At 64.4% G+C, this 14647-nt stretch carries 14 protein-coding genes; 12 read left to right on the top strand and 2 right to left on the bottom strand.

The window, feature by feature from the left end:
- The first annotated feature begins 353 nt into the window (after positions 1-353).
- From JMY28_RS29670 to JMY28_RS29640, 7 genes are all read left to right on the top strand, one after another.
- The gene (locus tag JMY28_RS29670) at positions 354-890 is read left to right on the top strand and encodes a hypothetical protein (RefSeq protein ID WP_201699478.1); all 537 of its coding nucleotides are present in this window, start codon (positions 354-356) and stop codon (positions 888-890) included.
- Between the two features lie 161 nt (positions 891-1051).
- Positions 1052-1828 (top strand): SDR family NAD(P)-dependent oxidoreductase, encoded by a 777-nt coding sequence (locus JMY28_RS29665; protein WP_201699477.1) that lies wholly within the window; start codon positions 1052-1054, stop codon positions 1826-1828.
- Positions 1829-2300: 472 nt separating this feature from the next.
- Positions 2301-2564: a hypothetical protein gene (locus tag JMY28_RS29660; protein ID WP_201699476.1), complete on the top strand. Its 264-nt coding sequence runs from the start codon at positions 2301-2303 to the stop codon at positions 2562-2564.
- Positions 2565-2680: 116 nt separating this feature from the next.
- Positions 2681-3565: a sigma-70 family RNA polymerase sigma factor gene (locus tag JMY28_RS29655; RefSeq protein ID WP_201699475.1), complete on the top strand. Its 885-nt coding sequence runs from the start codon at positions 2681-2683 to the stop codon at positions 3563-3565.
- Positions 3566-3652: 87 nt separating this feature from the next.
- Positions 3653-3937: a type II toxin-antitoxin system Phd/YefM family antitoxin gene (locus JMY28_RS29650; RefSeq protein WP_201699474.1), complete on the top strand. Its 285-nt coding sequence runs from the start codon at positions 3653-3655 to the stop codon at positions 3935-3937.
- Complete coding sequence (locus JMY28_RS29645) at positions 3937-4275, top strand: type II toxin-antitoxin system RelE/ParE family toxin (RefSeq protein WP_201699473.1); 339 nt, start codon at positions 3937-3939, stop codon at positions 4273-4275. The genes JMY28_RS29650 and JMY28_RS29645 overlap by 1 nt, the downstream gene beginning before the upstream one ends.
- A 210-nt stretch (positions 4276-4485) precedes the next feature.
- Positions 4486-5634, top strand: a complete 1149-nt coding sequence (locus JMY28_RS29640) for a GGDEF domain-containing protein (RefSeq protein WP_201699472.1) — start codon at positions 4486-4488, stop codon at positions 5632-5634.
- A 21-nt stretch (positions 5635-5655) separates the two neighbouring features.
- On the opposite strand, the gene JMY28_RS29635 is transcribed toward JMY28_RS29640, so the two are convergent.
- Positions 5656-6540 carry an amidohydrolase family protein gene (locus JMY28_RS29635; RefSeq protein ID WP_201699471.1) on the bottom strand — a complete coding sequence of 295 codons (885 nt, stop codon included), beginning with the start codon at positions 6538-6540 and terminating at the stop codon, positions 5656-5658.
- 36 nt (positions 6541-6576) lie between these two features.
- Positions 6577-7074, bottom strand: coding sequence for a MarR family winged helix-turn-helix transcriptional regulator (locus JMY28_RS29630; protein WP_201699470.1), 498 nt, complete (start codon positions 7072-7074; stop codon positions 6577-6579).
- 111 nt (positions 7075-7185) lie between these two features.
- Here JMY28_RS29630 and JMY28_RS29625 point away from each other — a divergent pair, with 111 nt between their 5' ends.
- The 5 genes from JMY28_RS29625 to mhpT all read left to right on the top strand — a co-directional run bounded on the left by JMY28_RS29625 (position 7186) and on the right by mhpT (position 14614).
- A complete protein-coding gene (locus JMY28_RS29625; RefSeq protein ID WP_201699469.1) occupies positions 7186-8013 on the top strand; it encodes a p-hydroxycinnamoyl CoA hydratase/lyase in 828 nt (275 codons plus the stop codon).
- Positions 8014-8049: 36 nt separating this feature from the next.
- Complete coding sequence (locus JMY28_RS29620; RefSeq protein ID WP_201699468.1) at positions 8050-9501, top strand: aldehyde dehydrogenase; 1452 nt, start codon at positions 8050-8052, stop codon at positions 9499-9501.
- Between the two features lie 82 nt (positions 9502-9583).
- The gene (locus JMY28_RS29615) at positions 9584-11497 is read left to right on the top strand and encodes a feruloyl-CoA synthase (protein WP_236597104.1); all 1914 of its coding nucleotides are present in this window, start codon (positions 9584-9586) and stop codon (positions 11495-11497) included.
- A 12-nt stretch (positions 11498-11509) separates the two neighbouring features.
- The gene (locus tag JMY28_RS29610; protein ID WP_201699467.1) at positions 11510-13297 is read left to right on the top strand and encodes an acyl-CoA dehydrogenase; all 1788 of its coding nucleotides are present in this window, start codon (positions 11510-11512) and stop codon (positions 13295-13297) included.
- 87 nt (positions 13298-13384) lie between these two features.
- Positions 13385-14614, top strand: a complete 1230-nt coding sequence (gene mhpT / locus JMY28_RS29605) for a 3-(3-hydroxy-phenyl)propionate transporter MhpT (RefSeq protein ID WP_201699466.1) — start codon at positions 13385-13387, stop codon at positions 14612-14614.
- The last annotated feature ends 33 nt before the right edge of the window (positions 14615-14647 follow it).

The raw sequence follows: 14647 nt of genomic DNA, 5'->3' as shown, positions 1-14647 counted from the left end.
CACGGCCCGCATGAATGGGCTGCGGATGGGACGAGCCGTGGTAGTGGCCTTATACAGGCCATCCTTCCCTTATACCTTCGGCCATTTGTCGGAGCAATGCTTCGGAGCCCTGCATAATGGCATTGTTTGTCTGGGAGCAAAGACTCCTATAGGACTAAAGTCCGATGGTCGGACCGTCCTGCAGTGTTAGGCTCCGAGAGCACACGCCATGGTCCCTGACCGGCGTAACAAGCGTGGCACCTGATCGTTTCAAGGGGACTACCATGCTCTATCGATCGAATACGTGCATTTCGTTTGGGCGCTGCCTTGCGCTCTGTGTCGCGGCCACTGGCTTCTATGCCGCCTCGCTACCCATGTGCCACGCCGCCGACACAGAGGCCTCCGCCGCCTCGGAAGCCGTGCCGGCCGGGGCCTCCGTCGACACGGAAAGCGGCACGATCAGTTTGATCGATCAGAAGAATGCACTCATCGTCGTGACCGTGCCGGGGCACGACGACCTGAGCTTCAGTGTGAAAGATCATCGCGACGTGCTCGATGTCGTCAAGGTTGGCGACAAGCTTACAACCCACTATCTGGAGCCGTACGTCACCGGATTGACGCCCGCCAATGGCGCGGCGGTCACGCGCCTGAATCACACGGCAAAAGTGACCCAGCATTCCTCCGGCGCCGACAACGAAAACTTCCAGGTGCTCCGGGTCTTCAGCGGCGTGGCGCAAGTCACCGGCGTCGACCGCAAGCTCAACCTCTTGACCGTCGTGGACAAGTCGGGCACAGCGCGTTCCGTTCGGGTCAGCCGCCCTGACCTCATCGAGGTGATGCAGAGCCTCAAGCACCATAGCCACGTGAAAATCACGTACGAATCCGAGATGACGGTCATCATCGCCCGTTAGCGGCCACGCCGCGAGCAGCCCGCATTTGCACGCGTTGCCGATATCGATCGCTGCGCGCAGTCGAAAATTTTTTCGAGCGGACCGATCCGTTTTCGTTTGCCCATCCGTCTTTAGCATGCCGGTCGCAGAGTGCGCCGGCTTCGACCAGACAGGAGGGCACGATGGAGACGATGCAGAATCAAACGGTGCTGATTACCGGAGGAAGCCGGGGATTGGGTCTTGCGATGGCAGAGGCGCTTCTTCTCAGGCAAGCGAAAGTAACCATTCTTGCGCGAGACAGTGAGGGCCTCAGCGCTATCGAGCGATTGGGCGCGAAAGTCGTACAAGGCGACGCGACGGACGCGGCGCTAATGGACCGCCTCGTCACAGACCTGCAGCCCAAGGCGCTCATTCTCAATGCAGGCGCGACGCCGTGGATGGGGTCAATCGAAGAGCAGACCTTCGAAAGCTTCTCCATCGTGTGGAATAACGACGTCAAAGCCACGCTTCATGGTATTCAGGCCGCGCTAAAGGCACCGATGCCCAAGGGTGGCCGCGTGCTGCTCGCTTCGAGCGGCGCGGCGCTGGTGCTTTCCTTGCCGGCCATCCGCCCCGAGGGGATGCGCCTTTCGGGCGGCTACGTGGGCGCCAAGCGGATGATCTGGCTGATGGCGCACAACGCGAACAGCGTGGCGCGTACGCGCGAGCTTGGCCTGCATTTCCAGGTGTTGTTGCCGCTGCAACTCGTCGGTGTAACCGGCCTCGGGCGTGCGGTTGCGACGGCGTATGCAGAGCGGGATGGCGCGACGGTTGAAGATCATCTGGCGCGCTACGGAGCGCCGCTCATGCCCGAACAATATGGCGAGGACGTCGCCACGCTCCTGACCGATCCGCGCTACGCCGACGGCGTAGCCTACGGGTTCCGGCGCGATAGCCCGATCGTACCGCTGGACGCTTAAGCGATTCAAACGCTTGGGATCCTGAGCGTTATGCGGTGATGAACGGCTTCAATGACGCGGATTGCGATGCGAGTAGCTATGAAACGCACATTGCCGCCATTTGGGCGAACGTCGTGAGATCGGTGCAATGGGGCCGCCGGACGTGCAGCAACCGCCAGCCGATGCTGTGCCGATTGAATGCTGATCGAGAGGGGCATATTTGCGGACGTGCGCTCGCAATCTTGATCTTATTTTGCAAACCTCCGTGCACATGCAGAGTACGCTGAAGACCCCAGACGGGTAGCTTATGAGGTGGAACACGCTCGACGTACCGCTCGAATCTGGATGGCAATGCACGCTCATTCCGGGTCCGCAGTATTACGACCTGATGTGCTGGGAGCGCGGCTACCGTAATATGTCCGCCCGTCGGCTTTACCCAAACGCGGGCCGGGATACTTTCGCGTGCTCGTGGACTGCGCGACCCCTGAGCGAAGTGGACAAGAGCGAGTTGTGGGAACAGGACCGGCTAAGGCAACTCGCGGATGACCGGGCGGCCTTCGCCCGCCACTTCCGTCCACGCTGGGACTTGCGTTCGATTACCGGCGCGAAGGCGCTGCGCGACCTTCAGACGTTTGTTCGCGACAGTCTGAACTTGGCGTACTGGAACCTGCCAACCGATAACGCGGAGGTTAAAAAACTTCTGGATAATGCGGTGGCGTCCGGCGCCGCCCGTCGCCATCCCTGGCGCCATGCATAGTGACGCGAGTGCGTCCGCAATCCGGTTGCCATGCCGCAAACATGGGCCGAAGCTCCTGCGATAGGTCTGCCCATGCGATGGACGCTTAGCCGCCACCTTCGACCAGGAGCGCTTTCATGCCGGACAAGCCGACGATCCCCGAAGACTTCGATACGCTGCTTGGCACGTTGCGGCCAGGACTGCACCGCTACTGCGCAAGGATGACGGGTTCGGTCATCGACGGCGAGGACGTGGTGCAGGACACGCTGCTCAACGCTTATGAAGCGCGCTCTACCGCCGGCGCGATTACGAATGTGGAGGCCTGGCTTTTCCGCATCGCACATAACGCGGCAATGGACTTCCTGCGACGGCATGCGCGCGATGGCACGCCTGTGTTGCTGGAGATCGACGAGACGATCGCGGCGCCGGGCGACGTGGAGCAGGATCGCGAGATCGCGGCGGCTAGTTTGCATACGTTCATGCGCCTCGCGCCGCCCCAGCGTTGCGCGGTCATCCTCAAGGACGTGCTCGGGTATTCGGTGGAAGAGGTCGGTGAGGTCATGGAAACGAGCGTTCCCGCTGCGAAGTCGGCACTGCAGCGAGGGCGTGCCCGTCTGCGTGAACTTGGCGGGGAGCCGGAGCAACCGGCCGGTCCGGTTCTCGCCGAACCGGACCGCAGCCGGCTCGTACGGTATGTGGCGTGCTTCAACGCGCGGGACTTCGACGCGCTGCGCGCGATGCTGGCGGAGGACGTGCAACTCGACCTCGTGAACCGGTTGCAAGTGAAAGGCCGGGACAAGGTGGGCGAATACCTGCACCGTTACGCGCTCGCGCAACAGTGGCGCTTCGAAGCGGCATGTGTGGATGGACGGCCCGTCATGGTGGTGTTCGACCGCAACGATCCGGCTGGCGGCCCGGCGTATTTCGTGGCGCTCGATTTTGCCGGCGATGCGGTGACCGGCATCCGGGACTTCTTCTTTGCGCGCTACGTGCTGGATGGCGCGGCGTTACGAACGCTCTGAACCGTCCCTAAAAAACAGGAAGCGCGTTGCGATCGGACCGATAATGGTCTATATTTAGTCCTGTTTGACCTGCCATGGGAGCACCCAATGCATCTCGCCGATCACGTGAAGCCAATCAGCTACCTCAAGAGCGAAGCGGCGCAAATCGTCAAGGACCTGACCGACTCAGGAGAGCCGCTCATCATCACGCAGAACGGCGAAGCGAAACTCGTTGTTCAGGACGTGCGGAGCTATGAATCGACTCAACAGACTCTCGCATTGCTGAAGATCCTGGCCATCGGCCAAAAACAGATCGAGCGCGCTGACCATATAGATGGCGACGATTTCTTCGCAGAGCTCAACGAACTCGACCGCCAGGAAAAGCTTCGCTAATGCACGCCCCGCTGCTGAAGTACCGCGTCCTGCCGACCGCGCGGATTGGCATCGATGAGCTGAGAAGCTACGTTGTTCGCGCATTTGGATGGGACACCTGGCGTCAGACGTCGGCTCAGCTCCAGGACACCATTGCGCAGATCCGCCAGTTCCCGGAGAGTGGCCACTTGCCTGCCGAACTTGAAGGCTTTGTCGACGGCACGTATCGACAGGTCCTTTCGGGCAAGAACCGGATCATTTATCAGGTTCGAGACGACACCGTTTTTATTCACCTTGTGATCGACTCGCGACGCGACCTGCAAGCGTTTCTCCAAAGAATCGTGCTTCGGCTGATGTAATTCGCGTACGGTGCATGCATATATCCTCCATTGGTTGCTGGCACAACCAATGACTTCTCACCCGCCGCATTCCTAAAGTTTTCCTTACAACCTGCCGTTATCGCAGTTGGGCGACGGCGCCCGTTGCTTGCGCACGGCCGTACGACCCGGACTTTACAGGGCGCGAGAGGCGGGAACGTCTGGCGCGCGGTACGACCGACGGTGACGCATGTGAGCTCCCGCAACGAAATCTACTCTTTGCCGCGTGGCAAGCTGGCCCGTTGGTTGAGCGAGCCGGGACAGGACACGCCGCGCGAAATACGTGTGGCCCTTGTCGGCACCTTGTTCGGAACCCTGCCGATCTTCTTCGGCGGCGTATCCAATACCGTGGCCGTGGCGTGGGTTCTGGCTCGCCGTCATGGAACCCTTCCGTTCAAGTTCTGGCTCCTCGCCGAAATCGTCGTCTGCGTGGTGCGGCTCGCCACGCTTACCCTTTCGCGCCGCCGCGCCAGGGAGGGCAGGAGCACGCCCACCGACTTCTATATTCTATTGGCGCCGTTGTGGGGCGCGACGGTGGGCTACGGCGCGCTCGTCAGCGCCATGAGCCGGGACTGGGTATCCGCTACGCTCGCTTTCCTTTCCGCTGCCGCCATGGTGGGCGGGATCTGCTTCCGCAACTTCGCGGCGCCTCGGCTGGTGGCGGTCATGATCTGCCTTTCGCTCGGCCCGTGCTGCATCGGCGCGCTGCTCGGCGGCGAGCCGGTTCTCCTCCTCTCGCTCCTGCAAATTCCCTTCTATCTGTTCGCCATGAGTGCCGCCGCGCGCCACCTGAACGCCATGCTCATCTCGACGATGAAGGCTGAACGGGAAAACAGCCATCGCGCGCGCCATGACGCCCTCACGGGGCTATTGAACCGCGATGGCCTGTTCAGCGCGGCGGGACCTGCGAGCGCCACGCCGATCAAGGCGGGCATGACGGTGTTCTTCGTCGATCTCGATGGCTTCAAGCGGGTCAACGACGCGCATGGCCACAAGGCCGGCGACATGCTGCTCGTGCAGGTCGCGAGCCGCCTGCGCATGCTTGCGAGCGCGGGCGCATGGGTGGCCCGCATGGGCGGCGACGAGTTCGTGATCATCGATCCACACGTGGTCCGGGCGCCGCGCGAATGGGCCGGCCTCGTGACGGAAGCGATCGAGCGCCCGTTCGAACTCGCGCCGGGGCTGCTGGTGAGCGTCGGGGCGAGCGTCGGCTTCACGACGGTCGCGGCGGACGACCTGGACGTCGATCTGGTCTTGCGCCGCGCCGATCTCGCGATGTACGCCGTCAAGCGCGAGAAGGCGCCGGGCGAACACGTCCCGGCGGTCGAGCCGCCCGCGTGACCCTGGCCGGGCGGGCCGCGTTCAGGTCTTTGCAGTGAGATCCAGCAGCCGCACCGCATTCTCCTTGAGGATCAAGGGCCGCACTTCCGGCTTGATGTCGAGCGTATCGAAATCCGCGAGCCAACGATCAGGGCGGATCAAGGGAAAGTCCGAAGCGAACAGCACCCGCTCGCGCAACAACGTATTCGCGTACTTCACCAGCTCCGGCGAGAAGTATTTCGGCGACCAGCCCGAAAGATCGATATAGACGTTGGGCTTGTGCAGCGCGATGGAAAGCGCCTGCTCCTGCCACGGCCACGAGGGATGCGCGATCACGATCTTCATGTCGGGGAAATCGGCGGCCACATCGTCGAGATAGATCGGCTCCGAATACTTCAGACGCAATCCGCCGCCGCCACGCATGCCCGGGCCCATGCCCGAGTGGCCGCTATGAAACACGGCGGGCAGGCCATATTCGGCAATCACTTCGTATAGCGGATACGCCAGCCGGTCGTTGGCGAAAAAGCCCTGCATGGTGGGGTGAAACTTGAAGCCGCACACGCCGTGCTCCTCGATCAGCCGACGCGCTTCGCGTGCGCCGAACTTGCCTTTGTGCGGGTCGATGCTGGCGAACGCGATCATGATGTCGGCGTTTTGCTGCGCGAAGTCGGCGATCTCTTCGTTGTCAATGCGCCGCCGCCCGATATTCGCCTCGCAATCCACCGTGAACATCACGAAGCCAATCTTGCGCTCGCGATAATGCTCGATCGTTTCCGGTATCGTCGGGCGGCGGCCCTGCTTGAGGACGGTGCCGAAATACTTGTCGGCGGCTTCGTCGAATTCTTTCGCGAAGAGGTCGGGCGGCTGGCAGCACGACACTTCGGCGTGGACGTGCGTGTCGATGGCGACGAGCGGGGCGATGTTCAAGGGCGTCTCCTCCTTTTTGTCGGGCGCAGCGCGCGCTTACGCGGCGCGTAGATTGCGCACGCAGGCATGCAGCAGCGCGTGCAGCTTCTGTGCTGTTTCGGTGTCCATATCGTCGAGCATCGCGCCTTCCACGTGATCGGCGGCGGCGTCGCATTCGCCCAGCAGCGCGTTGCCTGTTTCGGTGAGCGAAAGCAGCACCACACGGCGGTTCATTGGGTCGGCCTCGCGCATGACCCAGCCGTTCGCCTCCATTGTCTTCACGACTTCATTGGCCGCCTGCGGCGTGATGAACGAGCGCTCGGCGAGTTGCGCATTGGAGGAGCGCCCACGCGCACGCAGCACCGAAAGCGCGGTGTATTGCGGCAGCGTGAGACTGTGGCGTGCGAGCGCTTCCGTCAGGCGGCGGGAGACGACGCGGTCGAGCTGGCCGATCAGGTAGCTCAGGCGCATGGGCGGCACGGCGTGCGGGCTGCCCTCGGCGGGCTGCTGCGCGGTTCGGGCACGCTGCGCGGTGGGGGAAGTTTTCTGGTTCATCGCGTTTTACGGGTTTCTACCGACGAGATCATATTCTACTTTACATATCAGGTAGCCTGATAGTAAATTGATTTCAAGCCGCGAGTGCGGCAGTGTTCACGGAGATAGAGAATGAGTTACGAAGGTCGCTGGAAAACGGTCAAGGTTGCGGTTGCGGGCGGCATCGCCTGGGTGACGTTGAACCGGCCGGACAAGCGCAACGCCATGAGCCCGACGCTCAACAAGGAGATGATCGACGTGCTGGAAACGCTCGAGCTCGACGCCGAGGCGCAAGTGCTCGTGCTGACCGGCGAAGGCTCGGCATGGACGGCCGGCATGGACCTGAAGGAGTATTTCCGCGAAGTCGACGCCGGCCCCGACGTGCTCCAGGAGCGCATTCGGCGCGACGCGAGCCGCTGGCAATGGCAACTGCTGCGCATGTATTCCAAGCCGACCATCGCGATGGTCAACGGCTGGTGCTTTGGCGGCGGTTTCTCGCCGCTCGTGGCGTGCGATCTCGCCATCGCCGCCGACGAAGCGACGTTCGGTCTTTCGGAAATCAACTGGGGCATTCCGCCGGGCAACCTCGTGAGCAAGGCGATGGCAGATACGGTGGGCCACCGCGAGGCGCTTTACTACATCATGACGGGCGATACTTTCACGGGCCAGCAGGCCGCGAAAATGGGTCTCGTCAACAAGAGCGTGCCGCTCGCGCAGCTGCGCGACGAAACGCTCGCGCTCGCCGCGAAGCTGCTCGACAAGAACCCGGTCGTGCTGCGCAACGCGAAGCATGGTTTCAAGCGTTCGCGCGAACTCACCTGGGAGCAGAACGAGGACTACCTCTACGCGAAGCTCGATCAGGCGAACCATCGCGACAAGGAAGGCGGCCGCGAGCAGGGCCTCAAGCAGTTTCTCGACGAGAAGAGCATCAAGCCGGGCCTGCAGGCATACAAGCGCTGATCGTTCGCAACGCACAAGGACTGAGGAGACAACCCCATGCATGAAACCCGCCTCTTGATCGGCGGCGCGGCGCGCGCCGCGTCGAATGGCAAGACCTTCGAGCGCGTCAATCCGGCAACGGGTACGGTGGCCACACGGGCGGCCGCCGCCACGCCGGAAGATGCCGACGCGGCCGTTGCCGCCGCCGCGCGCGCATTTCCCGCGTGGGCCGCGCTCACGCCGACGGAGCGCCGCAAGCGCCTGCTCGCCGCCGCCGAGCGTATGGATGCGCGCACAACGGATTTCATCGCGATTGGCGCGGCGGAAACGGGGGCGATGGCGAACTGGTATGGCTTCAATGTGATGCTCGCAGCCAACATGCTGCGCGAAGCGGCTGCCATGACCACGCAGATCGACGGCGCGGTGATCCCCTCCGACGTGCCCGGCAGCCTCGCGATGGCCGTGCGCCAGCCGTGCGGTGTCGTGCTCGGCATGGCGCCCTGGAACGCGCCGGTGATTCTCGCCACGCGTGCGCTCGCCATGCCGCTCGCGTGCGGCAATACGGTGGTGCTGAAGGCTTCCGAAGGGTGTCCCGGCGTGCATGCGCTAATCGGTGAAGTGCTCAACGAGGCAGGACTCGGCGAGGGCGTCGTCAACGTGCTGACGCACGCGCCGGAAGATGCGCCGGCCATCGTCGAGCGTCTGATCGCCCACCCCGCCGTCAAGCGCGTGAACTTCACGGGCTCGACGCGCGTGGGCCGCGTCGTCGCAGAGCATTGCGCACGGCATCTAAAGCCGGCGCTGCTCGAACTGGGCGGCAAGGCCCCGGTGCTCGTGCTCGACGACGCCGACCTCGACGCCGCAGTGGAAGGCATCGCATTCGGCGCGTTCTTCAACCAGGGGCAAATCTGTATGTCGACGGAACGCGTGATCGTCGATCGCAAGATTGCCGATGCGTTCGTCGAAAAACTCGTGGCGAAGGCGCGCACGCTGAAAGCCGGCGACCCCACGCAGCCGGGCTCGGTGCTGGGTACTCTGGAGAGCGAAGCGTCTGCGCGACGCATACGCGCGCTCGTGGAAGATGCGCGCGAGAAGGGCGCGAGCCTGCCGCTCGGCTGCGAGGTGAACGGCGCGATCATGCAGCCCGTGATCGTCGAAAACGTCACGCGCGAAATGAAGCTTTATGCCGACGAATCGTTCGGCCCTGTGGTGACGGTGCAGCGCGTGGATGGCGACGACGAAGCGCTGCAGGTGGCGAACGACAGCGAATACGGTCTTTCGGCCGCCGTGTTCAGCCGCGATATCGCGCGCGCGATGAACGTGGCGAAGCGCATTGAATCGGGCATCTGCCATATCAACGGGCCGACGGTGCACGACGAAGCGCAAATGCCGTTCGGCGGCGTGAAGGCGAGTGGCTATGGGCGCTTCGGCAGCAAGGCTTCGATTGCCGAATTCACGGACCTGCGCTGGATCACCGTGCAGACCGGCCCGCGCCACTATCCGATCTGAACGCGCTTACACCATGAACCACCGGGCCGGCGGCGTCGACACACGGCGCTGCCCGGCACCGGCCAAGCAAAGGAGACAGGCTTTGGATTCGGAGCCGACCCAAACGCATGCTCGCGCCGTCATGCAGCCGGACTTCGCCGGTTACCGCGCTGTCGCGATCGGCTCGGCCGCGCCGCAGATCGAACGGCGTGGCGAGTGCTGGTATTTGCGCTCGACCGAGGCGCTAGACGACTTCCCCGAGCGCGTGACCGACCGGCTCGTGAGCGGCGCTCGCGCGCATCCGGACCGCTGGCTCGTGGCGCGCCGTGGCGCCGATGGGCAATGGCAAGGCATCAGCTACGCGCAGATGCTCGAACGCGCACGCGCGATCGGGCAGGCGTTGCTCGAGCGGGGTTTGTCCGCGCAACGCCCGGTCGCGCTGCTTTCGGGCAACGATCTCGAACATTTGCAGGTGGCACTCGGCGCGCTGTGGGCAGGCGTGCCCTATGCGCCCATTTCGCCCGCGTATTCGCTCGTGTCGAGTGATTACGGCAAGCTGCGGCACGCGCTGGATCTGCTCAATCCCGGCCTCGTATTCGCCGCTGACGGCCCCGCTTTCGCGGCAGCGCTCGATGCCGCCGTGCCCGACCACGTCGAGCGCGTGGTGGTGACGCCGGCTGGCGGCGCGCGCCGCGAGACGCCGTTCGAGATTTTGCTTCAGGCACAGCCGGGCAGCATCGAAGACGCGCAAGCGCGCGTGAATGGCGACACGATCGCGAAGTTCCTCTTCACCTCGGGCTCGACGCGCCTGCCAAAGGCCGTGCCCACCACGCACCGCATGCTGTGCAGCAATCAGCAGATGCTGCTGCAAACCTTCCCTCAGTTCGGCATGGAGCCGCCTGTGCTGGTGGACTGGTTGCCCTGGAATCACACCTTCGGCGGCAGTCACAATGTGGGCATTGCGCTCTACAACGGCGGCACGCTCTATATCGACGATGGCAAACCCGTTGCGGGCCGCTTCGAAGAAACGCTGCGCAACTTGCGCGAAATCGCGCCGACGCTCTACTTCAACGTGCCCAAGGGTTGGGAAGAACTGACCGCGGCGCTCGAAACCGACGCGCGCCTGCGCGAGACGTTTTTCTCGCGCGTGAAGATGTATTTCTTCGCGGGCGCGGGGCTCTCGCAGGCGGCGTGGGACAGGCTTGAACGCGTGACGCAGGCCCATTGCGGCGAGCGCATCCGCATCATGGCGGGGCTTGGCATGACCGAGACTGCCCCGTCGTGCCTCTTCACGACGGGGCCGGTGATGGGCGCGGGCTATATCGGCTTGCCCGCGCCGGGCTGCGAGACGCGTCTCGTGCCGGTGGACGGCAAGCTCGAAGCGCGCTTTCGCGGACCCAACGTGATGAGCGGCTACTGGCGAGCGAATGAGACGGACCGTCACGACGTGTTCGACGAAGAGGGCTACTACCGCACCGGCGACGCCGTGCGTTTCGTCGATGCCGAGCGCCCCGAACTGGGCCTGCTGTTCGACGGGCGCATTGCCGAGGACTTCAAGCTCAGTTCTGGCACGTTCGTGAGCGTGGGGCCGATGCGCGCGCGCATCGTCTCGGGCGGTGCACCGTATGTGCAGGACGCGGTGATCGCGGGCATGGACCGCGACGACATTGGCGTGCTGATCTTCCCGCGCCTGGACGAATGCCGCGTGCTCGCGGGGCTCGACGCCGGCGCGGCAGCGCGCGACGTCCTGGACTCGGCCGCCGTGCGAGATTGCTTTGCTGACCTGATGGAGCGGCTGAACCGCGATGCAACGGGCAGCGCGACCCTCATTACGCGGCTTCACGTGATGGACGCGCCGCCTTCGCTCGATCTTGGTGAAATTACCGACAAAGGGTCGATCAATCAGCGCGTCGTGTTGAGCCAGCGCGCGGCGCTCGTGAACGCGCTCTATGCCACGCGTGGTGAGCACGTTGCAAACGCGCGCGTGATCTTCGCGCGTCATTTGCAGCAGGTTTGAGGAACGGTCACGATGAGTCTCGACTATCAGGTCCCGCTGCGCGACATGCGCTTCGTGATCGACGAATGGATCGGCGCGCCAGGGTGGTGGCGCAGCGTTCCCGCATGGGAAGACCTCGACAGCGGGATGGCGCAGCAGGTGCTCGAAGAAGCCGCACGTTTCGTCACGGAGCGCATCGCGCCTTTGAATTCGGCGGGCGACCTCGAAGGTTGCCGCTTCGAGGGCGGCGAGGTCTCGATGCCAGCGGGCTTTCGCGAGGCGTATGCGGACTTCGTGGCGGCAGGCTGGCCCACGCTCGCGCTCGACACCGACGCGGGCGGTCAGGGCTTGCCGCAACTGCTCGAAGTCGCACTCCAGGAGATGCTCGCGGCGGCCAATCATGCGTGGCTGATGTCGCCCGGCCTCACGCACGGCGCGACGGCGTGTCTGATGGCGCACGGCTGCGATGCGCTCAAGCGCGACTGGCTGCCGAAGATCGCAAGCGGCGAGTGGCTCACGACGATGTGCCTGACGGAGCCGCAGGCGGGCAGCGATCTCGCGCTGCTACGCGCACGGGCGACGCCCGACGCGGCGCACGAAGCGTGGCGTATCGACGGCAGCAAGATTTTCATCACGGGCGGCGATCACGATCTGACCGAAAACATCGCGCACCTCGTGCTCGCGCGTCTGCCCGATGCGCCGCCAGGCACGAAGGGCCTCTCGCTCTTCGTAGTGCCGAAATGGACCTTTGGTGAGAGCGGCGAGCGCGTGCGCAACGGCGTGCATTGCGAAGGCATCGAAAAGAAGATGGGCCTGAAGGCGAGCCCGACTTGCTCGATGCGCTTCGAGCAGGCGTTGGGCTGGCTGGTAGGCGAGCCGCACCGCGGCCTCGCTTCGATGTTCGTGATGATGAACGCGGCGCGCCTGCAGGTGGCGATGCAGGGCGTGGGCCATGGGCAGCTTGCGTGGCAGCGCGCCCACGCCTACGCGCACGAGCGCGCGCAGATGCGCGCCGTGAGCGCGCCCGCGCATGACGTGGGCGAGCCGGGAAAGGCCGCGCCGATTGCGTTTCATCCGGCCATGCGGCGCATCCTGCTCGATTTGCGCGCGACGGTGGAAGGCGAGCGGGCCATAGGCTACTGGATCGGATATTGGCTCGACGTGGCCGCGCGCCATCCCGGCGCGCATGAGCGTCAGGCGGCCGGGCAGCTTGCCTCGCTGCTCACGCCGGTCGCCAAGACGTTCTTCACCGCCAATGGCTTTGCGGCTGCGTCGAGCGCACTGCAGGTGTTCGGCGGCTACGGCTACATTCACGAGTACGGCGTGGAGCAGACCGTGCGCGACAGCCGCGTCGCCATGCTCTACGAAGGCACGAACGAAATTCAGGCTATCGATCTGCTCGTGCGCAAGGTGCTGGGCGATGGCGGCGAGGCGTTGCGCGCCTTGTTGGCGCATGTCACGAAGGAAGCCGCTGGCTGTATGGCATCCGACGATCCGGCGCTGAGCAGCGCGGGCGCACGCCTCGAAGCGCTGGTTGCCGACGTGGAGCGCATCACAAGCGAAATCGGGCAGGGCAGTGCAGACGATCGCGAGTTGCCCTACCGCGTAGCCGACGACTACCTCGCGCTCCTCGGCTGGCTGCTGCTCGCGTTCGCCTGGGCGCGAACGCTGTGCATCGCGCTGAACGCGCCTGCCGGCGATCCGTTCTATGCCGAAAAACGCACCACAGCGCGCTACTTCTTCGCTTACCCGCTCGCGGCGTTCGATCACCGGTTGCAGCTGATCGAAGCGGGCTGCCGCGCTTCACTACCGCATGTCTGATCATTTTTCAGCACTTAGATTAGGGTAACTAACTAGTGCCAGCGCGGTGAAAGGCCGCGACATTCCACTACAAAACGAGGAGGCAATGTGTCGTCATCGACTACGCAGGTGAGCGCGCGCACGGCGGCGGGCACCGCATGGGTGTTGGGTTTGTGTCTGGTCGTGGCGGTGCTGGAGGGCGTCGATCTGCAATCCACAGGGGTGGCCGCGCCGCGCATGGCGCGCGAGTTCGGTCTTTCGGTGAGTCAGATGGGACTCGCGTTCAGCGCGGGCATGCTTGGGCTCCTCCCCGGCGCGATGATCGGCGGACGCCTCGCCGACCGCATCGGGCGCAAGCGGGTGCTGCTGATTTCGATGGTAGCGTTCGGCGTGTTCTCGATTTTCACCGCCCATGTGTGGAGCTTTGCCACGCTGCTGGTGGCGCGCGTCTTGACCGGCATCGGCCTTGGCGGCGCCATGCCGAACCTGATCGCCCTCTCGGCCGAAGCCGTGGCGCCGCGGCTGCGCAATACAGCTGTCAGCATCATGTATTGCGGCATGCCGCTCGGCGGTGCGCTTGCGGCGCTGATCGGCGTGCTCAGTGCGGGAGACACCGAATGGCGGCATATCTTCTATGCGGGCGGCGTGGGGCCGCTCGTGGTCGCGCCGCTGATTCTCGCTTGCCTGCCGGAGTCCGCAGCCTATGAAGCGGCCGCGAGCCGCGCGCAGTCGACGCAGGGCGGCCCGCCGCCCACGTGGCGTGTGCTGTTCGGCGAGGGCCGCGCCGCGGTAACCGCGCAGATCTGGATCAGCTTTTTCTGCACGCTCATCGTGCTGTACTTCCTGCTCAACTGGCTGCCCTCGCTGATCGTGAGCCGTGGGCTCACGCGCAGCCAGGCCGGCGTCACGCAGATCTTCTTCAACGTAGGCAGCGTGATCGGCGTGCTCGGCATCGGCATGTTGATGGATCGTCTGAAGCCTGGCCGTGTCGTCGCCGCTGTCTATGCGGGCATTGCGATTTCACTCTTCATGCTCGCGGGCGCGGGCAACCTGTTCTGGATCTCCGTTTCGGTGCTGCTCGCGGGCATGGGCGTGGTGGGCGCGCAGTCGATGCTCTACGCGCTTTCCGCCGCGAGCTACGCCACCGTCATGCGCGGCACCGGCGTGGGCGCGGCCGTGGCGGTGGGCCGCGTAGGTTCGATAGTCGGTCCGCTCGCGGCTGGGCAATTGCTGGCAGGCGGCGCGAGCGCCACGACAGTGATTGGCGCGAGCGTGCCGGTCACGGTGGTGGCAGCGCTCGCGGCGCTCCTTGCGGTGCGGCGCGCGCGCGCGTCTTGATGTGCGGCGGTGACGCGCGGCGCCGTATCGTGG

The sequence above is a fragment of the Paraburkholderia hiiakae genome (assembly GCF_904848665.1).
Classification (GTDB): domain Bacteria; phylum Pseudomonadota; class Gammaproteobacteria; order Burkholderiales; family Burkholderiaceae; genus Paraburkholderia; species Paraburkholderia hiiakae.
Note: the sequence above shows the minus strand (reverse complement) of the source record. Positions and strands in the feature narration are given on the sequence as shown.